29 protein-coding genes are annotated in these 21,314 nt (G+C 41.5%); 15 read left to right on the forward strand and 14 right to left on the reverse strand.

Annotated features, from left to right (window positions below):
- The first annotated feature begins 74 nt into the window (after positions 1-74).
- Complete coding sequence (locus UH38_RS19215; protein ID WP_045056292.1) at positions 75-1,229, forward strand: GIY-YIG nuclease family protein; 1,155 nt, start codon at positions 75-77, stop codon at positions 1,227-1,229.
- A 78-nt stretch (positions 1,230-1,307) separates the two neighbouring features.
- On the opposite strand, the gene UH38_RS19220 is transcribed toward UH38_RS19215, so the two are convergent.
- The 3 genes from UH38_RS19220 to UH38_RS19230 all read right to left on the reverse strand — a co-directional run bounded on the left by UH38_RS19220 (position 1,308) and on the right by UH38_RS19230 (position 2,998).
- A complete protein-coding gene (locus tag UH38_RS19220) occupies positions 1,308-1,808 on the reverse strand; it encodes a hypothetical protein (RefSeq protein ID WP_045056293.1) in 501 nt (166 codons plus the stop codon).
- Between the two features lie 264 nt (positions 1,809-2,072).
- Positions 2,073-2,534: a hypothetical protein gene (locus UH38_RS19225; protein ID WP_045056294.1), complete on the reverse strand. Its 462-nt coding sequence runs from the start codon at positions 2,532-2,534 to the stop codon at positions 2,073-2,075.
- A 104-nt stretch (positions 2,535-2,638) separates the two neighbouring features.
- Complete coding sequence (locus UH38_RS19230) at positions 2,639-2,998, reverse strand: hypothetical protein (RefSeq protein ID WP_045056295.1); 360 nt, start codon at positions 2,996-2,998, stop codon at positions 2,639-2,641.
- Positions 2,999-3,408: 410 nt separating this feature from the next.
- Between UH38_RS19230 and UH38_RS19235 the strand changes: the two genes are divergently transcribed.
- From UH38_RS19235 to UH38_RS19250, 4 genes are all read left to right on the forward strand, one after another.
- Complete coding sequence (locus tag UH38_RS19235; RefSeq protein ID WP_045056296.1) at positions 3,409-4,434, forward strand: DUF2235 domain-containing protein; 1,026 nt, start codon at positions 3,409-3,411, stop codon at positions 4,432-4,434.
- 72 nt (positions 4,435-4,506) lie between these two features.
- The gene (locus UH38_RS19240) at positions 4,507-4,932 is read left to right on the forward strand and encodes an antitoxin Xre/MbcA/ParS toxin-binding domain-containing protein (protein WP_082065440.1); all 426 of its coding nucleotides are present in this window, start codon (positions 4,507-4,509) and stop codon (positions 4,930-4,932) included.
- Positions 4,932-5,390, forward strand: a complete 459-nt coding sequence (locus tag UH38_RS19245; protein ID WP_045056297.1) for an RES family NAD+ phosphorylase — start codon at positions 4,932-4,934, stop codon at positions 5,388-5,390. The genes UH38_RS19240 and UH38_RS19245 overlap by 1 nt, the downstream gene beginning before the upstream one ends.
- A gap of 253 nt (positions 5,391-5,643) precedes the next feature.
- On the forward strand, positions 5,644-6,213 hold the full coding sequence (locus tag UH38_RS19250) for a hypothetical protein (protein ID WP_045056298.1): 570 nt from the start codon (positions 5,644-5,646) through the stop codon (positions 6,211-6,213).
- A 328-nt stretch (positions 6,214-6,541) separates the two neighbouring features.
- On the opposite strand, the gene UH38_RS19255 is transcribed toward UH38_RS19250, so the two are convergent.
- Positions 6,542-6,988 carry a hypothetical protein gene (locus tag UH38_RS19255; RefSeq protein ID WP_045056299.1) on the reverse strand — a complete coding sequence of 149 codons (447 nt, stop codon included), beginning with the start codon at positions 6,986-6,988 and terminating at the stop codon, positions 6,542-6,544.
- A gap of 323 nt (positions 6,989-7,311) precedes the next feature.
- Here UH38_RS19255 and UH38_RS26890 point away from each other — a divergent pair, with 323 nt between their 5' ends.
- The 3 genes from UH38_RS26890 to UH38_RS19270 all read left to right on the forward strand — a co-directional run bounded on the left by UH38_RS26890 (position 7,312) and on the right by UH38_RS19270 (position 8,485).
- A complete protein-coding gene (locus tag UH38_RS26890) occupies positions 7,312-7,488 on the forward strand; it encodes a hypothetical protein (protein ID WP_160295999.1) in 177 nt (58 codons plus the stop codon).
- A gap of 135 nt (positions 7,489-7,623) precedes the next feature.
- Positions 7,624-8,142 carry a hypothetical protein gene (locus UH38_RS19265; RefSeq protein ID WP_045056301.1) on the forward strand — a complete coding sequence of 173 codons (519 nt, stop codon included), beginning with the start codon at positions 7,624-7,626 and terminating at the stop codon, positions 8,140-8,142.
- A 10-nt stretch (positions 8,143-8,152) separates the two neighbouring features.
- On the forward strand, positions 8,153-8,485 hold the full coding sequence (locus UH38_RS19270) for a hypothetical protein (protein ID WP_045056302.1): 333 nt from the start codon (positions 8,153-8,155) through the stop codon (positions 8,483-8,485).
- An 89-nt stretch (positions 8,486-8,574) separates the two neighbouring features.
- Here UH38_RS19270 and UH38_RS24980 read toward each other — a convergent pair whose 3' ends face one another.
- The 7 genes from UH38_RS24980 to UH38_RS19305 all read right to left on the reverse strand — a co-directional run bounded on the left by UH38_RS24980 (position 8,575) and on the right by UH38_RS19305 (position 11,377).
- The gene (locus tag UH38_RS24980; RefSeq protein ID WP_052672465.1) at positions 8,575-9,078 is read right to left on the reverse strand and encodes a hypothetical protein; all 504 of its coding nucleotides are present in this window, start codon (positions 9,076-9,078) and stop codon (positions 8,575-8,577) included.
- Positions 9,071-9,481 carry a hypothetical protein gene (locus UH38_RS19280; protein ID WP_045056303.1) on the reverse strand — a complete coding sequence of 137 codons (411 nt, stop codon included), beginning with the start codon at positions 9,479-9,481 and terminating at the stop codon, positions 9,071-9,073. Before UH38_RS19280 ends, UH38_RS24980 begins: the two co-directional genes overlap by 8 nt.
- A gap of 52 nt (positions 9,482-9,533) precedes the next feature.
- Entirely contained in the window at positions 9,534-9,767 is a 234-nt protein-coding gene (locus UH38_RS19285; protein WP_052672466.1) for a hypothetical protein, read from the reverse strand.
- Entirely contained in the window at positions 9,760-10,185 is a 426-nt protein-coding gene (locus tag UH38_RS19290) for an HD domain-containing protein (protein ID WP_045056304.1), read from the reverse strand. Before UH38_RS19290 ends, UH38_RS19285 begins: the two co-directional genes overlap by 8 nt.
- A 119-nt stretch (positions 10,186-10,304) precedes the next feature.
- On the reverse strand, positions 10,305-10,520 hold the full coding sequence (locus UH38_RS19295) for a hypothetical protein (protein WP_045056305.1): 216 nt from the start codon (positions 10,518-10,520) through the stop codon (positions 10,305-10,307).
- A gap of 82 nt (positions 10,521-10,602) precedes the next feature.
- On the reverse strand, positions 10,603-10,800 hold the full coding sequence (locus tag UH38_RS19300) for a hypothetical protein (RefSeq protein ID WP_144405717.1): 198 nt from the start codon (positions 10,798-10,800) through the stop codon (positions 10,603-10,605).
- Between the two features lie 112 nt (positions 10,801-10,912).
- Positions 10,913-11,377: a hypothetical protein gene (locus tag UH38_RS19305; RefSeq protein WP_045056307.1), complete on the reverse strand. Its 465-nt coding sequence runs from the start codon at positions 11,375-11,377 to the stop codon at positions 10,913-10,915.
- A 106-nt stretch (positions 11,378-11,483) separates the two neighbouring features.
- On the opposite strand from UH38_RS19305, the gene UH38_RS19310 reads away from it, so the two are divergent.
- Together UH38_RS19310 and UH38_RS25965 are read left to right on the forward strand one after the other, a co-directional pair.
- Positions 11,484-12,512 (forward strand): HNH endonuclease, encoded by a 1,029-nt coding sequence (locus UH38_RS19310; protein WP_045056308.1) that lies wholly within the window; start codon positions 11,484-11,486, stop codon positions 12,510-12,512.
- A gap of 17 nt (positions 12,513-12,529) precedes the next feature.
- Positions 12,530-12,970, forward strand: coding sequence for a Nif11-like leader peptide family natural product precursor (locus UH38_RS25965; protein ID WP_082065441.1), 441 nt, complete (start codon positions 12,530-12,532; stop codon positions 12,968-12,970).
- Positions 12,971-13,107: 137 nt separating this feature from the next.
- On the opposite strand, the gene UH38_RS19320 is transcribed toward UH38_RS25965, so the two are convergent.
- Positions 13,108-13,671 (reverse strand): DUF4126 domain-containing protein, encoded by a 564-nt coding sequence (locus UH38_RS19320; RefSeq protein WP_045056309.1) that lies wholly within the window; start codon positions 13,669-13,671, stop codon positions 13,108-13,110.
- A gap of 165 nt (positions 13,672-13,836) precedes the next feature.
- Here UH38_RS19320 and UH38_RS19325 point away from each other — a divergent pair, with 165 nt between their 5' ends.
- Positions 13,837-14,460, forward strand: a complete 624-nt coding sequence (locus tag UH38_RS19325; RefSeq protein ID WP_045056310.1) for a TenA family protein — start codon at positions 13,837-13,839, stop codon at positions 14,458-14,460.
- A gap of 229 nt (positions 14,461-14,689) precedes the next feature.
- Here the strand turns inward: UH38_RS19325 and UH38_RS19330 are convergent, their stop codons facing one another.
- Together UH38_RS19330 and UH38_RS19335 are read right to left on the reverse strand one after the other, a co-directional pair.
- The gene (locus tag UH38_RS19330) at positions 14,690-14,923 is read right to left on the reverse strand and encodes an EF-hand domain-containing protein (RefSeq protein ID WP_045056311.1); all 234 of its coding nucleotides are present in this window, start codon (positions 14,921-14,923) and stop codon (positions 14,690-14,692) included.
- 47 nt (positions 14,924-14,970) lie between these two features.
- Entirely contained in the window at positions 14,971-15,153 is a 183-nt protein-coding gene (locus UH38_RS19335; protein WP_045056312.1) for a hypothetical protein, read from the reverse strand.
- A 153-nt stretch (positions 15,154-15,306) separates the two neighbouring features.
- Between UH38_RS19335 and UH38_RS19340 the strand changes: the two genes are divergently transcribed.
- The 4 genes from UH38_RS19340 to UH38_RS27730 form a co-directional block, all read left to right on the forward strand.
- The gene (locus tag UH38_RS19340) at positions 15,307-17,640 is read left to right on the forward strand and encodes a UvrD-helicase domain-containing protein (RefSeq protein WP_045056313.1); all 2,334 of its coding nucleotides are present in this window, start codon (positions 15,307-15,309) and stop codon (positions 17,638-17,640) included.
- Positions 17,641-17,788: 148 nt separating this feature from the next.
- A complete protein-coding gene (locus UH38_RS19345; RefSeq protein ID WP_045056314.1) occupies positions 17,789-18,991 on the forward strand; it encodes a competence protein CoiA family protein in 1,203 nt (400 codons plus the stop codon).
- 235 nt (positions 18,992-19,226) lie between these two features.
- Positions 19,227-19,556 (forward strand): hypothetical protein, encoded by a 330-nt coding sequence (locus UH38_RS19350; RefSeq protein ID WP_045056315.1) that lies wholly within the window; start codon positions 19,227-19,229, stop codon positions 19,554-19,556.
- A 533-nt stretch (positions 19,557-20,089) separates the two neighbouring features.
- Positions 20,090-21,314 (forward strand): pentapeptide repeat-containing protein (locus UH38_RS27730; protein ID WP_052672467.1); only part of this gene is annotated, 1,225 nt, incomplete at its 3' end.

Raw genomic sequence — 21,314 nt, forward strand, 5'->3', positions numbered from 1 at the left:
GGTAGCAGGAAAGATACTAAATATGAGCTAGCAATAGTTTTGGAAGCTGCTGTGGAGTAAGAAGCGCGAATTGTATGTGGCTGCGTTATGGCATTGACATAGAAAATAAGCTGGTTGAGGTTGAAGACGTTGCCAGTGGCAAAACTAATTTAAGATGCCCATATTGCGGCGGCGAGTTAGTAGCAAAGAAGGGAAAAGTCAAACAGCACCATTTCTCCCATAGCGGCGAAACTTGCAATATAGTTGTGAAAAGAGAGCAACGCGAAGTACCGCATCTACCGTTGTACGATGCCTTTAATATCTATCTGACGGGCAAGCAGCTAGAGCAGCTAAAAAAACTGTGGCACAGGTGCAAATCTGATAATGGCGGGATCGATCGCTTAGAAGTGATACCTGCATTTACTCAGGAGAATTTATTAGAGTTACGTCAAACTATTAATTTAGGGACTGGACGTAAAACATACCACTTCACAGCTTTAGGCTTAATTCCTGTTGGCGCATTGCCGCTAACTTCATTCAACCCTCTGCATGAATCGCTGATTGAGCAGAAATTAACCCAACTGGAAGCTGCTATTTTCACCAATTCTGGCTCGGTGCTGCCACAAAAGGAGCTACGGGTCCGCCTCACTGACTTGCGGATATATTGCGCTCAAATGAGGAAGATTCTGCTTGCTAGTTTGTATTACTTGAAAGTACAGGCGGATGGAAAAATTCTGTACAAAATTGGTATAACAACTCGAACGATGTCTAAACGCATCGCTGAAATAAATAGGGACCTGCGATCGCATTACCAGACCGTAGAAGTTGAGGTACTTAATATTTGGGCGCATCGAGGGAATGTGGAAAAGTATTTTAAGTATAGATACTGCGACTTTAATCATCCAATTGGCACGTTAACTGAGTATTTTAAGTTTGCCGAGCCTCAAGCAGTAGAACGCGATCTGCACCAAATGGAAGCTAAGGTGTTGTCGCCAGTGGAGCAGGATATCTTAGAAGGAAAACAGGATCTATCCCTAGCAGCACTTTTAGCTGATAGCCAGGTTGCAGCGGGTGATATACGGGTCAGCGATCGCATGGAGGCAGAGTTGAAACAAGCTTTCCTTTCTAAGCCTTCATCGCAACAGGTAATTACAGCATTACACCAAGGTTGTTCTTTGCGCGATTCTGCTGCAATGGCATCGGTGTCTGTTGAGGTGGCGCGTAAAGTTTTAGCAGTGATACAGGCATAAAAGTATTTAAACGTTTGGCTAATATTCTGTACACAATATGCACAACATTTACAATTACTTTTTAGCAGTTCTAAAAAACTAACAGGAAGGTCTTAGTTTCTGCCAATCATCACTCGGACATAATTCTCCAATCCTACGTTGATTAGTCACAAACAATGCCCAACCACTTTTAAGATAAGTTATGTCTTTAGTCTCTATCTCACTTACTGCACTTATGATTTCAGTACGGTTCGCACTTAGAGTTGGAATTTCAAACTGACCTATTCCATCGAGCCACTCAAAGCTATATTGTCTTTCATAATCTGGTTGCGAACCAAAACTATAGCTTCTCACAGCAAATTCAAGTTCTTGTCCATTACGAATTCTGGAAAAAGTTACAAACCCGCCACCTGCACCTCCCCCATAAGTCCCACGACAGGGAAATTTTATATTTGCTATTGAGGATTTTATTGTACAAGTTCCTTCAGTTACAACTGATGGACGCGCTTCTACAACCTGGCTAATAGATAAGATAGCGAGTACAGCAACAGGCGTTGATAGGTTTTTAACACTCGTTTTGAGAAGGTTCAGTATATTCATAGATCAGTAAAGGATTGTAAGATGCCTTATGGGTTTTCTAGAGTATTGCTAAGAGAGAAAAAAAAGTCTCAATATTTACACCAGAGAATATATAGGAAGTTACACGGCTTCAACGAATGTTGGCTGTTAAAAATTCTAAATCTACTCACTTATAAAGAGATTTGATTGTCTGCAATGTGAAATAACAAAAAAGCTACCTAGTTTTTAGTTGCAATTCATACGAATTGATAAAAACACAGACCAAGCGAGTATATATTTAATTTGTTATCTCCAGCCACTTAAATACTTAGTTGTATTGTATTTATATATTCTACGTCCATTATTAAAGACGCTTAGAGTAATAGTATTTTTGTCTACATTGTTGCTGACATACATTTGATAAGTGTAGCTACCGTTTTCAGCTTTGAAAAAGTTGGGTACGCCAGGTCCCCAAGAATTGTCAGCTACAGCTAGTGGAAGAATAAGTTTACCTCCAGTGTTTTTATTTTGACCAACGTAGTGAGTAGGTACAGGCTCATAAGAATTGATATTGTCAGAGTCATTTTCATCAATACAGATTGCAGTGACAAAATCAGGAGTAGATATTGCTATTTGAGTAAGCCAACCTTGTTGCTGGCAAAGAATTGATTGTCCTTGAGGATTAATTTCAGCATTTACAGGAATTGATGTAAGTGCCAAACTACCAGTACACAATGAAGCTAAAATGGGTAAAGTTATTTCTTTCATTTTGTGTAATGAAGATTTTGTTTAATTGTTTACAATAGATGTGTCTTATTCAGACTTATTTCAATATTCAGCTAAATCTACAAGCTTTAAACCATTTGAGTTTATTAGTAAGCACAAAACTCGATTGAACTATACGGTGTACTTGATTCCACATAAATTCGATAATTACCTGAAGCATTAGTTTGGTAATTGATTTGATTTCTACTTACTTTATCTCCAGCTAATCTACCTTTAGGACCAACAACATATACATCATACTGAGTACCATCGCCAATGTTACGGCTAGTAAATGTTTGGTTCGCGCCTAGACGAAGTACAAATTCTCTACCATTTGAAAAGTTACCTGAATAGCTGCCACAATAGCTACCACGAGCGAATTTTATTCGAGTAGCTGCTTCAGATGCAGTAGAAAACGAGGCTAGAGATATTAAAGATAAAGACAAAACGGCAATCGTTTTACGCATAGAAAACTTTAAATTTTAGTTGATATTGTTTTGTTCAAGACCTATCAGCTTATGATTATTTTATTAAAGCTAATTATTTAAACTAAGGGTGAAAACACAGTGAAATGAAAAGCTGTAGCATTTTTGCTAGAGAAATTACTGATGACAAAGAATGTGAAAAATATTTTCAAGACGTTATTTGCATAAACAGTGGTAGAACTGCGACCTTCGCATCGGTGTCAGTTGAGGTGGCACGTCAGGTAATAGCTGTGATGCAGACATAGTAGATAGTTATGCACTTATTAGAGCGATCGCAGGGATGCTACTGGCATGAGTCCTAGTTAAGAAACAATTAGAAAGCAAGTGGGTTGTGTGATTCTGCTTTAGAGTAGGCGCGGGACAATTTTCAGCCAATCAAGCAGGGGGAAAATATGAAGCGTCTTGTAGTTTGTTGCGATGGAACTTGGCAAAAGCTAAGTAGTTCCTATCCAACTAACGTAGTCAAAATAGCTCAAGCAGTCAAACCAGTCTGTAATGATGGAACGCCTCAAATCGCGTTCTATGATGAGGGACTTGGAGCCGGAGACGAGCTAGATAAGCTTGTTGGTGGAGCCTTCGGGTGGGGAATCGACCAAAATATTCAAGATGCCTATCGTTTTCTTTGCCTTAACTATAATGAGGGTGATGAAATTTACCTATTTGGCTTCAGTCGCGGCGCGTACACTGTACGCAGCTTGGCTGGGATGATCTATTGCTCAGGTTTGCTATCACGCCCCAATATTCGTTCTGCACCCGAAGCTTATAGAATTTACCGCGATCGCGATATTAAACCGAGTCACCCAGAGGCACAAGGGTTTCGTGCTGCCTGCGGAGAGCGCGTACCGATTACACTACTCGGCTGTTGGGACACTGTTGGTTCGCTGGGCGTACCAGACCAAATACCTTTGTTGCCTGTAGATGATTGGTTCAATGCCAAGTACAAGTTTCACGATACTACTTTGAGTTCAATCGTACAAAAGGCACTACACGCTGTAGCAATAGATGAGCTAAGAAAGGTATTTGACGTAACACCTATGCAGAAAAGTCCTAAGTTTGATGCTCAAGTTGTACGTCAAGTTTGGTTTCCAGGCGAACATGGTTGCGTTGGCGGCGGGACGAAGGAACAACGAGGTCTATCAGATGCGGCTTTGCAGTGGATGATGAATGAAATTGGCAACTTGGGTCTGGGGCTTGAGTTTGAGCCAAATAATGTTGAAGATGGCATCCAGACCGACCCTACCATCAATTTTGACAATCAACCAGGATTTATCTACCAAGTAACGGGGACAGAGCCGCGTGAAATCACAGGTAGTTTTGGCGATCTCCATGAGAGTGTGAAAACACGTTGGCAAGCGCGAGTTGATTACCGTCCAGAAAATCTGTGGAATTTTCGAGATGAACTATCAGCTAATAGCTAATTGCAACAAAACAGTACATTAGCTAATTATTTCATTTGATAAAATTAAAGTGTCAATTGAACTACAAAGATTATGGTCAAAGCTACTAGGCAAGCTAGTTCAAAGCAAGCGATCGCAGTAGATGAACGTCCTGGCGATTCTTCAGGCGATGCGATCGCAAATAAGAAGTACCAATCTATCAAGGAGATAGCTCAACGGTTCGACCTAGACAAAACTGACGTGAAACATTTGTTTGGCATCTCCGAAAGCACTCAGTTTCGCTATGAAAAGCAAAACCCGATTCTCAAGGATGCTGTTGTTGATAGATTAGAACGCTTCAACCGCATTACCAAACTGGCTTTAGAGCTATTTGAAGATGAAGTAGAAACTAAGCGGTGGCTTTCTACTCCCAAAACAGCGCTATCTGGAGAGACACCATTAATGGCATTAGCTACTGATGCTGGAGCTAAAAAAGTCGAGGCAATGCTCTACCGCGCTGAATATGGGATGTTCGGGTAGTGCAAGTCTGGCGCATCTGCAAGCAGAAACACGTTGATAGTGCTTTTTCTGGAATCGGTGGACTTTACGCTCAAGCAAGATGGACACCTCAAGGATTTAAAGTTGTTTATACAGCACAAAGTTTAGCTCTTGCTAGTTTAGAAGTTTTTGTTCATACCGAAAGCGATCGCATTCCTCTAGTTGCCATTCGCGCCTTCTTGCCAGAGAATATTGCAATGACGGTGGTAGACGTAGGCAACTTACCGGAGAATTGGCAAAGTATGTCAGCTTATCCAACGTTGCAGAATATCGGCAAGCAATGGCTACAAAAGCAAGAGACACCCATCCTCAAAGTTCCATCTTCTATTATTCCCGTTGAGTTTAATTATTTACTTAATCCTGGGCATCCTGACTTGCAGTTTAGTTTGGAGCCACCATTAGAGTTTCAGTTTGATGAGCGGATGTGGAAAGCTAAATAGCAGTCTGATTGCTCAATGCTTAAATGAATGTGCAGCAACTAAAAACTGATATTTGCAATTTGAAGCAGAAGATAAGAAAAAGCGATCGGGCTTCTGAAATCAGAAATCACCTGTAATGTCTTGAGAATATAGGCGCTAGGCGAGCGCTCACCCTGATATTATCTAGGTGATATCTTGGTATATGACAAATTAGAGTTTTCCGAGTTTCCCGAGTTTTCCCCCTACCTGTATAGACCTAGACAGATACCTAGACATGAGCAATACGGGACGAGATAAGAAGTTAGCATCATTCAACTGCGATGAGGGTTTGTGGGATAGCTTTAAGAGTCGATGCCAGCAAAAAGGCTCGACGGCGACCGCTACACTTACCCGATTCATGCAACTTTACCTAGATGGTTCCCTGGACGATCTAGATATAGACCCATTGGATAAGCGCTTTGATGAGCGAGTTAGAGCAAGCGTGGATGAGTATCTGGCAACTCGTCAAGATGCGTTGTCAAGTAAGGTCACTGTTTTATCTGAGAAGGTGGCGTTTTTAGAGGGACAGCTAGCTACTTACTCGTCTGGTAGTAAGGCTAAGGCAGCGATCGCGCGTAAGGAGCCTGAATTTTGGTTTGTGCAGCAGAGGGCGAAACATTTAGGAGTAGAAATTAGCGCCGATCAACGGATGAAGATTGAGATGTGGGCAAATGAGTCTTACAAAGAGCGGTACGGGCAAATCCCCCAGAAGCAATTATACAGGGGAACTCAAGCTTCTGTTTACCCAGCAAAGGATGTAGATATATTAGATGCAACTATTATGGGCGTAGTCAGGGGAGGATAAGATCGTTGTTAGCTGAACTTGAATCATCTTTCCAGTTGCAAAGTGGGCAGCTACCGTCACAGCATTGTGTCCTGCCTGTCATAGTGCTGTAATACTCAAGTGTTTAACTATAGATACGAGCTTTGGCAGAATCCTTGCTCCTCACTCCTAATACAACGCCTTGCCCTCCTCAATGCTATGCCGCGTAGGAGGGTGTTTTGTTATCAGTTGTTGTCTGTGCTAACTATGGCACTCTTAATATAATCAGTGAAACTTGAGAAGCTGGCGCGAGTACGAGGTGATCGCACCCAATTAGTTAGAAAAGCCTTCGCACTACCTATAAACAAGTCTATACTGAATCATCGACCCACCCACAACTGGGGCAATCAAAATGAACGATATGGCAATTAGCTTGTGGAAAATGGTATTTACACTGGGGGCAAACGCTAGTAAATAGTGGGTGATTGTCTAACAGCCACAATTGTTCCTCTCTTGTCCGTTGCTGCGAGGGTTGTCTAATTAGTTCGCCGTTGTAGTAACTAGCACCATCTGGCTCCCATTGCTCCTCATCAGGGTCTAGGCTGTAAGGGTTGCTGTATGGCTCATCGGCATTAGTATTTTCTGACGGCTGGCGTTGCAAACCTAGAAAATCTTGGAAGCGGATATTCTCTAAGTCGGGGTCGGCTCGAAAGTCTAGGCAGTTGTCGCTGCTTGGTCCGTAAGGGTGAACCGCGCAGACTAATGAGGGGTCATGGGCGCACATAAGGCAGCGATCGCAGTCAGGGATTTTGTGCATAGGGAATTGTTCGCTTTGACTATCGCTTTACCACATTAACTGAGTTTGGCTGCTGGCAATCGGCATCATAAAGCTTAACCACTTCATTGTTTTGGACATCAACACAGAATGAAGTTGCTGGGGGGAAGAACTTTAAATACCATATCGGGAAGGTGGCAACGGGAATTAATATTGCCTGTAAGAGCGCGAACCGTTTGAAATTGAAACGTTGTTTTTGCATACACTTAGATTACCCAGATGAAACGTGAAACTGCATCTTTTGATATAAGTTTTTGCCCAAAGTCGAGGTTTAGCTTTAATTTAGACTTACTGGCTACTATTAGTTGTCCCTTTATGCGATCGCGCTATTGTGGGAAAGGGTCAACTTTGTAGTAGCGCGTTTTATCGCAACGTATGTAGTCACAGAAGAAGATCGTGGCATTGGCGATGCAATACTGCTGTCAGATTCAGGGCGGGGGACAGTGCGATCGCTGTTTGCCCTGAAGTGTCTGTTGAATTGAAGACACTAAAAATCCGAAGAAAAGCAGGAACTTATACTGCTGCGGCTATAGACTTGCGAGAGCGGTTAAGAACAGCCCTGTGATAGAAATTGTAACAATTGAGTAATTATTACGAAATAACAACTTGGGTTGAAAATGGATTGTAATTTTAAGGGAAAAAGAGAAGCACTTAATTATTTGTTTCAAAGACTATTACTAACGCCAGTTCCAACCGATAAAGAGTGGGAAGGCGCTAAGGTGGTTATCACTTCTAGTCCAGTCAACAGAGCAAGCAGTAGCTTTTATTCTGAGCTAAGATATGTCGTTACTGCCGATGCAAAGGAACTGAGTTGGCTTTTCTGCCAACTTCGGGATATTTTTTCACGATTGTATGACAGTACATCAAAACTTGAGTTCTTCGGTCGTCTTGCAAATGCTGCATTGCGTTATCAGTGCATAAGTAAGGACGATGAGAATCAACGAGACTTGCTATTGGCTGTTCTTCACGAGGCGTTCGCTATATTGGACGAAATGGAGGAGGACACTTTTGAATACTTTCTTGTCTCGCCTGGGTATGAGATTGTAGATGATTTCATTGAGCAGTCCGAAAGGCGTGGGTTTGTTAGTGTTGAAGAAACAATCAGGTTTTTTGCTGAAAAAACAATTAAGTCATGATGCTTGAACAATGTTCATAGATAAAGCAGCAGCTAGAGTGGGAATTATTGGTTTATTATATTGCTGCACGATTGCTTTGTTATTAGGCAGAGCAGAGTCTAAGGTAATAATATGTATTTGTGGAAAGGTAAGCAAAAAACTAATGAGGCGCAAAACTAACATATATAACATTAACGTTGTATTTAAGGGGAATCAGTTTACTTTTGCAACTGATTCTGAAGCACAAGATTTTTATGAAGAGTGCCAAGACAAACTAACCGCATCGGACATTGAAAAGAATAAAGTCACACTTTTGATGCCTGCTAAAATAACTAAAGCGGGAAAGATAAACTCCCCCGCATAGGCTCCCTACCAGATTACGATACTTTTAACTATCCCCTAGAACTAAATACGCGTTCGCAATCTTGGAATCATCATTTAATCTGTAGACAATCAAAGAGCATGATGATATTTAGGGTGCAACGAGCCTTGAGGAAACCCCTCTTGTAGTATTTGAGATTTGCCTACATAATGGTTTTCTAAAATTCCATAATACTTAGTTTTTAAAGCTACTTCTCTCACAAACTTTTCAGTAAAAACTACTCCAAAGTAAGTGCAATCAGTAAAATCTTCATTCCGAGTAGGGTCAATTACCTGAGAATTTCCATCAATTAGCCAAGCATGAGCTATTGGGATTGGCACTTCATCAGAAATAGCAAATCCTTCACAGTAACTTAGTTCAGGGTAGTTCCATAAGGCTTGAAAACAGTTTTGATAACAAGATTTAGGTTCACCCCTAAATGGACTAGGTTTAATCCTTCGCAAAAAGGGTAAACCGTTTTCTAATATCAAGCGTTGAATATTTTTATAAGGATTTATAGACTTTTTGTTTATTCTGTCATTTAATTCTGCTTGTTGATTTAGAAACGTTAACAGAAATTCTAGATTATCATTCATTAGCTTGGGGAAGTGAGTCGAAGGGCTTGACGATTATTTTAATAATAGGCAGTGGCAGCAGTGGCAAATCTATAGGCTCTCCTAAATAAGAAACGCTTTGTTGGGAATCTTTATGAAAAATTCCATGCGGAACGTCTGAAGTTTCACTAAGCCACATTCTTAAGCGATAATCAATCCGCAAATCTCCTACTTCAATCCAATAATGTAGAGGAATTGTCTGGTTAATAGGTTTGTATATTACTTGACCAATGTTAACAGTATGTTGGATTTTTTCATCTGATAAGACTCTGTGGAAAACTTGTGTTAAACCGTCACATTCTAAGTGATTTAACCAATCGTAAGGATTGAGGAGAAGACGAAGGCGATTAATCGAGATATCATCACACTGATTAGATTCGTTCATCAATTTTAATTAGTAAAAATAGCATTGAGCGGTAACCACCTAGAAGTCGAAGTTAGAATCCTTGCTGCTCTAATTTTCTTAGCTTGGTTAACTTTCGGTTGAGGAGCGTGGCATCACTTTCAGGTTTACCATTATCATCTTCCCAACGTTCTTCTTCCAACCATTCTATGTTTTCAGGTGTAGGACGAAATGACCAAATTGGGCGTTTTTTGTTGTACTCTGCCCTTGCTTTCTGAATCACATCAGGATGTTCTTCATTCCACTGTTGTTGTTTAGACTTACTCATTATTTTTTAATATATCTACTGCCTTAAAATATTTTTCCTGGCGTTCAATGTCTTTTTCTGTAATAGTTGGCAAGCGAGTCAAATCCATGTTGTCTTGTAAATCTGCAAGCTTCACGGCGATCGCAATTGGGTTAGTTTTGATTCGGCGCAAATACTTTTTGTAGGGTTCGCCCTTTTGCTTAGTTAGTGCTTCAACAGCCTCTACGACCTCCTTGCTAAATCCCGCTGCCACTAGGTCGTCCAAACTGTAATCAGAATCTTCAATTACATCATGAAGCACAGCAACAATTCGTGCTGTATCGGTAGTCATTTGTTTCATTACTCTAAGCGGATGCTCGATATAAGGCTTACCCCCTTTATCCACTTGATTCTCGTGGGCGGAAGTTGCTACCCTTATTGCTTTTGTTAGATCGCTCATGAAGACCTCATAGTGTGCAGCAAACGCGAACGTGCAAAATTTTTACAAAATAAAGGTGCGTGTAACCGCCAAGCATAATGCTGGAGGCGATCGCATTTCATTAAAGCTACAGACATAAATCAGCTAAAGTAGGTTTTAGACTCAGCTTCAAAACCCTCATTCCATGCAGCTTGCAGTCCGTCTCTTAGTTCTTCGGGCAAATCACCCCATTTTGCTACACCAGCAGTATGAATCAAGTCCTCCCTATCATCTTTAGTCATAAATGACGATCTTTGGTTAGCTCTAGCTTCGGCTCCAAAGCTACGAGCAGAACTTAAAAGCTTTTGTTTATCCATTGTTTTCCTCCAATTTATATTAAATGAGTTCTGCAAAATCAAGTTTTGGGCTGTCGTCAGCTACTAACCCCAAGCTCGGAAATTATTGCTTGATAGACTCAATGCTTTCTAAGCTTTGCCCAATAGGGTTGTAATCTAGGGGCAGACGGAAGAAATCAGATGCCCAATAGCTTTTATTAGTTCTCTGCTCGTACTTTGCTACTTCGTCATAGGAGCCAATACATATCTTATCTTCTGTAAAATACAGGCGAACTTTTCCTTCTTCGTTTGGTATTAACATGAGATTTAATTCTCCATTTTTAATTAAGCGGATGGATAATTTATCTAAGTTCTCTGCATCTATTTTCAAATAATAGTAGGTGAGAAATTTCACCTACTACGGAAAGATTTAATTAGTGAGATAATAAATACTCTCTACCAAAATCTTCGTACCAGACTAAGAGATGATCGCCTAACGCCTCAAGAGAAGGATCTAATGAACTCGATGCGCGAAATTTTTTATTAGTCTTAAGTAAAGTATCGTAAGCTACCCAGCCATTGTAAACTTTCTCGACATTGCTATACGTTATAGATAACGTCTTAATAGATTTGTCGAACATTGAACGGTTGGCTTTCACACTATCAATTATCAAGCTTTCAAATTCACCTTCTAACCAAATTGTAGCCCCCGAACATCTTGCTTTTGCAGCATCTTGAATCAGCTTGCAGTTGCCTGTAAACTCAACTTCTTTGGCATAGATTGACCCAAGGTAAGTGTTGATGGCGATCGCCGGAGCGTCTACTAGCGTACCAGTCTCGGCACTCGCCTTCTTGTTAGCTCGAACAATGTGCCGATTGACATATATCTGTGCTTTCATAGAGAGTAATTCCTTCTAAGTATGGGAATTGCGATCGCTCTTTCCGCCAAGTCAGTAGCGATCGCTTATACCTTATATTTTACATCGTTTACGATGTAAAAGCAATATGACTGAGTTTTTGGGAATAGACCCAACATTAGAAGATTACTGGCGTTCAGTCATTTTGTTTGGCAAGAACGTTGCTTCGTATAAGTTTGCGTTAGCTAAATCCCTATTTGAACTCGCACCGACAGGTAAGACATTTATTACGCTTGAAGAACTAGCTGAACCATTTTCTCGACACATTGCCGAGCATCTGAAGATTGAAGATAAGCAAGCTACTTCAAAGTCAAGTCGCTTTCTAGATGTATGTCGGCAGTTCAACGCAGGTGAGATAGCAAAGGAACAATTAATCAAACAGACAGTTAAGTTAGGGTTTGTCAATGTAATTGATGCATTTCACAACCTCACCGATGCGGAAATTCCCCAAAGATTTTTTACTGATGAACGTAAGGGGTCAAACAAGGGAATTGCTTTAACTGACGAGCTATTTCAGCTATTAGAAAGCGAACAATTCCAGAAGTTGTACCAAGAAGTTGAGGCACGATGGCGATTAGTGGAAACCGCTTGGCAGTTGAAAATGTCTCGTAACCTAATTCTGGTAAGCTACGACCCTGAGACAGAACTATTATTTACTAGGAATAACCGCCGCGTCGATGTTACTACCTGTCGGGATGCGCTCAATGGATATCAAAAAGGTAAATGCTTTTACTGTTTTGGCGATATCTCTATTGAATCGGGGGTAGGTACTATAGTTCATGTAGATCACTTTTTTCCTCACGCTTTAGGAAAGTACGGCATTGCTCAACCGATTAATGGGGTGTGGAATCTAGTATTGGCTTGTCAGGCGTGTAATTGCGGTGAAAAGGGCAAGTTTGACCGACTCCCTAAACTGCGCTATTTAGAGCGGCTGCATACTCGCAATGAATTTTTAATTAAGAGTGACAATCCTCTTCAACAGACGTTAATGCAACAAACTGGAGGAACAGAAACAGCTAGACGGCGTTTCTTGCAGGACAATTACAATAGAGCAGGAATTGAAGGAGGGCGATTAATTCAATGGCAGCCTGCTTTTGAGTACCCTACTATGTTTTGATAAGAATAAATAACATCATGCAAATATCTCAATCTGTCCTTGATTTTTTTACGGCTGTTCTCCAAGATGAAAGCTTGAGAGAGCAGTTTGCAGCAGCCTTGGGTAGCCAGGACACACCAACTATTCTCAATCTAGCTAAAGCAAAAGGTTACGATTTCACCGCCAATGAATTACGCCAGGGGCTAAAACATATTCACAACATCTTGCCTAATCCGCTTGAGATTGAGAACCTAGCAGTTAGGGAATATAGATGCACTCGTAATGCTTCTTACTCTCATGACTGTATTGGTCATGACGATCTAACTGCTAGGCAAGGATATTACATTCAAGCATCAAGTGCTGAGGAAGCTTGGGAAAAGATGGCAGCTAGATTTCCAGAGGAAACGAAGGAAGGCTTTACTGTTCAGGAATGGGAAGGGTTTGATGTTGTTATAGAGGAAGTGAAACGCGATTGCTGAGGAAAACGATTGCCGTTGCGTCAGTGCTGGAAGCAATCGCATAAATTAAAACTCCCCTATTTGCAGCAAAACTTACATAAAACCTATGCAAACTATTTGTTTCGGATAATGCAACTTTGAGGGAAAAATACTTACGGTCATTGTCTGCTTGTTGCTCTGCTTTGAAAAAACTTGGTCAAGGTAGCTATCAGTAAAGTTGCGACCAAACCAATTGCAATTACAGGAGCTATCAGGGCTAACACAGACAAGGTAATTGCACCAATGGATTCAGCACTTGCAACTACAGCATTACCTAGCCCGATAGTCAAAGCTGTAGAGGACAAGCGAGTAATTCCGGTAACAGCTTGAACTATTCCGGCTGTCCCCCCACCAGCAATTACTGCCATAGTCCATTGCAGCAGAGGGTCGCTGTCTGGAAATACAGCAGCAGCGACAAAAGTACCAACAGCTAGTGCTGTCGGTGTAGCAAGCGCGTCTAGTAAGTTGTCTAATACAGGAATGTAGTAAGCACTAATTTCTACAAAGGTAGCGATCGCAAATGCCCACAGTGCGGGGTAAGTGCCGACCCATTCAAATCCTGATGTAATTGGTAGATGTCCAAAAATTACCGCAACGCTGATAACCAACGGCGGGACAAAAATGCGGAAGCCACAGGCAGCGCTTAACGTCAGACCAACAATAATGCTTTCCAAAGTATTCATCGGTATAGTAGTTGCATCAATGCAGTGGTAGTCAGGAATTTGCTCTTATGTCGATCCTAGACAATTCTATTGCTTGAATGTGGCTAGAGCATCTTGCAGTAGAGAGGCAAACTTATAGCTATAATTGGCAACTATCCTACTTAAATTTATCCAGACCTGAAAACTTTGACTTTATCTAGCGAATTATGGCAAGCAAATCTTGACTTAGCACAAGCTTGTTTGAAACATCCCTTTGTTCAAGGTATTGCTAAAGGTACGCTTGAGCGGAAAAAATTTGCCTATTATGTAGGACAAGATGCCTTTTTTCTAGAAGCATTTGCGCGTGCATATAGCATAGCTGCGGCTAAGTCACCGGATTGGGAAGGATTTGGGATGTTTCATGACCTAGCGGCTGGCGTGCTGGAAGAATTGCGTTTGCATGAAGATTTTGCTGCCAATTGGTCAGTTGATTTGCGTACTGTTCAACCCCAGCCAGCAACAAGGCGTTATACTGATTTCTTACTAGCTACTGCATGGAGTAGTGATGTAGGTTTAACAACAGTTGCCATGTTACCGTGTATGCGGCTTTATGCATTCTTGGGGCAACAACTAGCGTATAGTGGAGTTCCAAATCACGAGTATGGTAACTGGATTGACACTTACTCTGCTCCAGAATTTGAGCAGTTAGCTCAACAATTAGAAACCTTGGCGGAACGGTATAGCAGTGCTACTCCCCAAGTACATTCGATTTACCGCTATGCCATGTTATGCGAACGAGACTTTTTTGAGGCGGCATGGATGGTAGAGTGAAAATTAATTCACTGGATTTAAAGTTACTAAATCTGACTCGTGGGGATTTTACCCCCTGTTAGCACTGCTTCAACAATCGCGTGTACTATCACTTTAGCGATCGCATTAGCTTATTTTTTAATCACGTCTAGGAAGCGGTATAGTAACGTTACGCAAGTTATAAATTTTAAATCCCTCAAAGCGTGGACTAGAGAGGGATTTTGGGCATTAGGTGTTGTTTTTTTGACTGCTAGGTTAAATTATCGGCTTTTTTAACTGCTTGCTTTAACTCCTCAAAGGTAATACTACCGTCTTCGTTTGAAGCATATCGTGATAGTAACTCCTGGGGGCTAGTAATACCTGTTTCTGATGAGATGATTGCACTTAAGCCAGGACTTAAAAAAAGCTCATTCATGGAGACTTTGCCATCTCCATCGGTATCCAAGGTATTAAAAAGAGCCTGAAGCTCTTGCTCGGTTGCCATAATTTTCTATGTAAATTGATTCTTCAACTGAATATCTCATTAATATCTCACTCACCAAACAAACTTATATCTTTAGACGTAGAAATGAGTGTAAGAATTGATATCGTATGGAGCGCGATCGCATACAAAGCATCATTACTTAACCCAGTTTTGCAAAAGTATTTCAAGATATCGAAGAAATCATGCGGAAAGCGTTTGAGTGCAGCTTGCCACGCACTGATATTTTCCATACCGTTGCTGTAAATATTTACAGTAACTTGAACAAAACTACCCTACACTAACTGTAAAGCCAGAAACTATAAATTATTTATAGTCACTCGCTCACATGACTTTATGCTCCAAGGCTGCGAACCCTCCCAGTGAAAAGTGGCAGGAGATTGACTATGAAGCTCGATCAATTGACAGCAGAACTGACTAGGCAAATAGGTTACGAACCCAGTAAGTACCAAACAGGTATTTTGGAATGGGTGCTGAATAGATTGGGTAATGGAGCCTGTAATGCAGTAGCGGGTGCAGGCAAGAGCAGCACTTTAAGGATGGTAGCGATCGCTTTGGAATCAATAGGGTATAAGCCAAGTGACATCCGAGTGATTGTATTCGGCAAGGAGAACTCTAAAGACTTAGTAACCAAGTTTGGAGTTAGGTGGAAAGCATCGATCAGCACTCTGCACAGCGCTGGGTTCTCGCTACTTAGGAGAGAGTTGAATATTGGGGACAGTCGAGACATCCAGATTTCCGATGGCAAGTATAGAAGGATTGCCCAAGACATGGATCTGATTGGCAAGCGTGGTTCTAGGGGAACGCTAACCCGTGATGGGGCAATCGGCAAAGATGCAGAGTTCTTGCGGCTAGTTAACCTGATGAGACTGACTAATAACTACCCAACTGCCACATCAGTAAAGGAATTATGCCACCATTTTGAGGTCGAAGACATCTGGGAATTTTCAATCGTAGCTGCGGCGGTCGCTGAGTGTTTAAGGATTGGAGAACAAAAAGCTAGAAACAATAGATTTATCGATTTTACAGACCAGATTTGGCTACCCGTTAAGTGGGAAATATATAAACGTCGATGGTTTAAGTCATATAAGTTTGTTTTGGTAGACGAGTGCCAAGACCTAAATGCAATAAAGCTAGAGCTAGCAATTGGTTTGGCTGGAGCGTCAGGTCGGCAATTGTTCGTTGGAGATCCGTTCCAGGCTATCATGGGCTTCGCTGGTGCAGACAACCGCAGCTATCAAAATATTCTCTCTCGCACTAAGGCAACAGAACTACCCCTGTCCATTTGTTATCGCTGTCCGCGATCGCATATTGATTTGGTGCGGCGGCAATTCCCTAATATTCCCATTGAAGCCAAGGAAGATGCGATTACTGGGGAGATCCAACAGCTTGAAGAAAAAGATTTGGAGCAGCAGCTTAGAGTAGGCGATCGCATCATTAGTAGGAAGACAGCCCCGTTAGTATCGCAATGCATCAAACTGATTGCCAGGGGAATTGCTGCAACGGTCAAGGGCAGAGACATAGGAGAAACAATCAAGCGCGACTTAGAAGAAATTGCCTCTATGCCCAGGTTTAGATACGAAGATTTCCATGCTGTGGCAAGCGAGTACCGCGCCCTCAAAGTTCTGAAGTACAAGGAAATGGACAATGAGGAGCAACTGATCCAAAACCTAAATGACAAGTTAGAGGCTCTGGCAACGATTTATATTAGCCAACCCCAGGCAAAATCGATTGCAGATTTATCAGCTTATATTGATTCCCTGTTCAGCGATGACATTTCACCGATAACTCTTAGCACTTGTCACAGAGCCAAAGGGCTAGAGGGCGATCGCATATTTATCCTCAAGCCTGAAGATATGCCCATGACCTGGCGCAATCAGATGGAATGGCAGAAAGAACAGGAAGATAATTTGCTTTATGTGGCGCTAACCCGCAGCAAGTCTGAGTTATTTGTCGTAGGAAAACCTAACTGGTTGCCCCAAGAAAAACCCTTGGAGGATACAAAGAGCGATACTGCAAAGCCGCTTGTGCCTGACTTAGAGCCAGTCGGCGATGAACTGGAGATACAAGAGTATTCTGACTTGGAAGACTCTTTAGATTGGATGCCACAGTCACCCCTGGAGGATGACGATAATGACGAGCTAACGCCTACTCAGAGTTTGGATGCCAAGGAGCAGGAAGAACTTGCAATCATCCTTGAGAGCGAAGAAGCCGCTCAAACGTCCGACTCTACAAGCATAACCAGTTTGCAGTCAATCTTAACCCCTAAAACTAATGCTCAAAAACGAGAACGGGTAATTCAGGTTCTTACGAACAAGGATTGGCAGGGTAAGAGCGATCGCGCGATTGCCTCGTACTGCCATGTCTCAGCCCCTTTCGTTGGGAAGCTAAGGGCAGAACTAGCTAGGACTGGTACTGTAAATATTTCTAGTGAGCGTGTAGATAGCAAGGGGCGGAAGCTCGATACTGCAAATATTGGCACTAAGCCCAAACAGCCACAAACTCAAGAGCTAACAGTCGGCTCTCCTGCCAGTGTGATTCAGGCAAAACTTAGGATTGAAGGGGAGACAAAAGAAGATTTGGATGCAATCGCTCTTTTATTGCAGCAGACATTCGATGTAGACGAGGAATCTGGGGACTACTCCAACCGAGATGGGAACGGTTACAGGCGTTACTTGACCGTTAAAGTTACCAGTTATGAGTCTATTAGTTTCCCCTAGAACTATTTTCTCTTACCCTTAAAAGCTATAAATAGGCTGCTTTTTCAGATACCTTTTTTTTGATACAGTTAGATTGACTCCAAAATGCAAACAAACGTCCTTTAGACACACCAATTAGGTGTATCAAAAAAAGGCTGCGGTGTAAACTATGCCCTGGCTGAAGTATGGGGTTGATGCCGATAATTTACTGGTTGCCATAGAAGATGTAGACAGTGGCAGCACAAATTTATTATGCCCCTACTGTAGAGGCGCGTTGACCGCGAAAAAAGGGCGCATTAAGGATCACCACTTCGCACACACAAACCAGACTTGCCGTGAGGTGCAACAAAGAAACAACCGAGATATACCAACTTTACCGCTATACGATCATTTCAACATTTTCTTGACGGGAAAGGAACTAGAGCATTTACAGAAACTATGGCGGCGCTACGGATGCAACAACCGCAAAATTTCTCGCTCAAATGTACTCCAAGCATTCTTAAGGGAGGAATTGTTAGAGTACAACGATTTTATGGGGCTTGGCGGAGGCTATCAATTTACAAAGCTGGGCAAAATCCCTGTCGGCGCATTGTCGCTAATGCTGTTCAATTCAGTGCAAGAGTCACTGCTTCTGGAGAAGCTGGAAGAGCTAGAAGAGGAGGCTAACCAAGCTTATGATACTAATAGTCCGCTCACTAACCAATGCTTGAGTGACCTACGGATTTACCGCGCATCTTTGCAGAGGATTCTACTCAATAATCTGTACTATTTAGAACTGGTAGCGGACGGGCAGACTTTTTACAAAATTGGAGTGACGAGGCGACCAATTGAGGAACGAGTGGTAGAAGTAGAGCAAGATTTGCGATTGCACTTCGGTGTACCTGTATCAGTTAAGGTATTGGGGACTTGGGCGCATCGCGGCAATGTAGAAAAGTATTTCAAATATCGTTACGCTCATTTTAATTTCCCGATTGGGAGCCTAACTGAATACTACAAGTTTGATGATAAAAGCGATGCAGTATCAGTCTTGCGCGATTTGCGCCGGATGGAAATCAAGGGATTATCCCAAAGAGAACGAGCAATTCTTGAAGGTAAACCAAGCCTAGTAGAACAAGCTATTGAAGCAGACATTCAAGCTCAAAAGCGATCGCACTCTATTCGAGTAGGAATGCAGAGAGCCGCGCAATGGGGAGCGCACGTTGGTCGTCCTGCTGGCGAAGAGACAAATGAAGCTTTTTTAGCGAAACCCTCATCGATGCGTGTCGTTGAGGCGCTGGAGCAAAAATTGTCTTTACGGCAGGCGGCTGAATATGCTAGGGTATCGGTTAATACTGTGCGTAAGGTTAAGGCGTTCTTAGAGGAACGGTCTTGAAGGTTGGCGGTCGCTCTTTTGAACATAATTAATGACACGGTAAAGATTGAGTGAAATTCCCTAGAAAAATTAGGATTCTGGTTGTAAAAGTTTAAAATCATGGAGGAACAATCTGGAAGCCTTGTTACTCTTTACTTAAAGTTGAGTGCTTTACAAAGCTTTCAGCTTATTAAGATCAGTTATAGCGTTACCAAGTTCACTCTACTAAGAAGTTTAGAACATAGGAGCGTCCATCATGAAATTATTTGCTTCCTGCGTCTCAAAGTTTAACGTACTGATCGCTCTTTGGGCATTAGGTGCAACCACATTGAGTTTTCCTGGGACGGCAATGTTTATAGGTAGTGAAGGTAATAACTATCATCCTCGTATGCTTCAAGGCGCAGCTAAATCTGTTGGAGCGGACAGTTATTTAAACCTTTCTCTGGCACAAGGCGCAAAGTACACGGAAATTATTGATTTTGCTGATATGTCCAATTCAATTTCAAAAGTAATGTTATTGCAATCTAATAGGGGTAAAGGTAGCGAAACTGCGATGAAGTGCTATGCGACCACACTCAACGTTTAATTAGCAAAGAATCAACTGAAAAATCCCAAAAACTACAACTTGCCCATAAATAATAGCTGGATTGCTACAAATGTCACGACAGAATTAACATTTTAAGCCCTTTTACGGACAACTTTTTCAGTAGAAGGCTATTTTTGAGGATGTTAAAGCCAATCTACAAAAAAATTCTGAACCTCCTGCTTCGCAATGGTTCTAGCTTTCGCTTGCAATTAGTACAGATTCTTCACCTTTACCCCTTATTGTGCTAGTTCGTTGATGAAACAGATGTTTTGGCATTCCAATTTTTTAATTAGCATAATACTGACTCTACTGATTTTTATGTTCCCTGCTTTGCCCAAAATTCTCTGCACAACTCACATAACAAATTGAGAATTAGTTTTAAATTAACTTAATACGATTTTATTTACTCTTATCAAGATTATTTTGTCAAGCTTTCATAACACACAAGTTAAATTTAGCGAAATTCCTATTCCTCTTTTTGAAGGTGATTAAATGACAAATTTTAATCATCTTCAAACAACAAGTATAAAAATATGCAACCACTTAAAAAAGTGCAGTCTTCGTCAAAGAAGAACCCTTTTGTCCAACGACAAATTTCAGAATATTTGATTCAAGCTAAGGCTTATGAAATCTGGAAAAACCGCGAACAAAAAGGGGAAGTTGGTAGTCATGAAGATGATTGGCACGAGGCTCTTGAATGGCTGAGAAAAGGGGGTTGGTCTGTATTTAGGTGGAAGCTTTCGACAGGGTTTAGAAACATCTGGGGGCTTCATCTATGGTTGGTTTGGAATCTACCAACTTTATTTGCTGATTTTAACAACCGGAACTTTGCTCTAGATGTAGTCAAAACAGTTATATCAGCCTTGGGTTTACTTGCAACAGCTATTGCTGCTGTCGGTCTTTTTATCACCTATATAAACTCACAAAAAGAGATAGGTATTACAGAGAAACGGCTAATTACAGACCGTTTTTCCAAAGCTGTTGAACTATTGGGAAGTAAAGATGATGCGGCTCGTCTAGGTGGTATTTATTCCCTAGAGGAAATTGCCAGAGAATATTCTCAAGATTACCACTGGAGAGTTATGGAAGTTCTGACTTCTTATGTCCGAGTAAAAGCATCCTACCCAATTGAGATTAAAAATGGATTTAGAGAACTAAATGAGCATAGTCAATGGCAATGTCCGTTACCTAATAACGGCTCCTTTACCACAGAGAAGGACTGCTACAAGCAAGTAAATGAGAAACTAGAAGGATTACCTAGCGTCAGTGAGGAAATTCAAGTAGCACTCACTGTAATCAAAAGACGGAACATCCAACAAGATAAAAACCAGAAACTTGACTTAAGTTTCAGTAATCTTAAGAGAGCTTACCTTGCGAAGGCAAATTTTCAAGGAGCCGACCTTACAAGAACTTTGCTCAAGCGATCCGATCTTTCAGGAGCCGACCTTACGGGAGCTAAACTATTATTCACCGATTTGGTAGAGGCTAGGCTTGAAAACACTACTTTCTTAAAAGCTGACTTGAGAGATGCCGATATCCAGGGTGCAAATCTCCAGGGGGCAAATTTTCAAGGAGCTAACCTTCAGGATGCCTATCTTCAAAGAGCCAATCTTCAGGGAACAGACTTGCAAAGAGCAAATCTTCAAGGAACAGACTTGCAAGAAGCAAATCTTCAAGGAGCAAAATTAGACAAAGCGAAGTATACAGATGGGAATACTAAGCCAGCTACTTGTAAAAAATATAATTTGGTAGACCACC

The sequence above is a fragment of the Aliterella atlantica CENA595 genome, from assembly GCF_000952155.1.
Lineage (GTDB): Bacteria > Cyanobacteriota > Cyanobacteriia > Cyanobacteriales > Chroococcidiopsidaceae > Aliterella > Aliterella atlantica.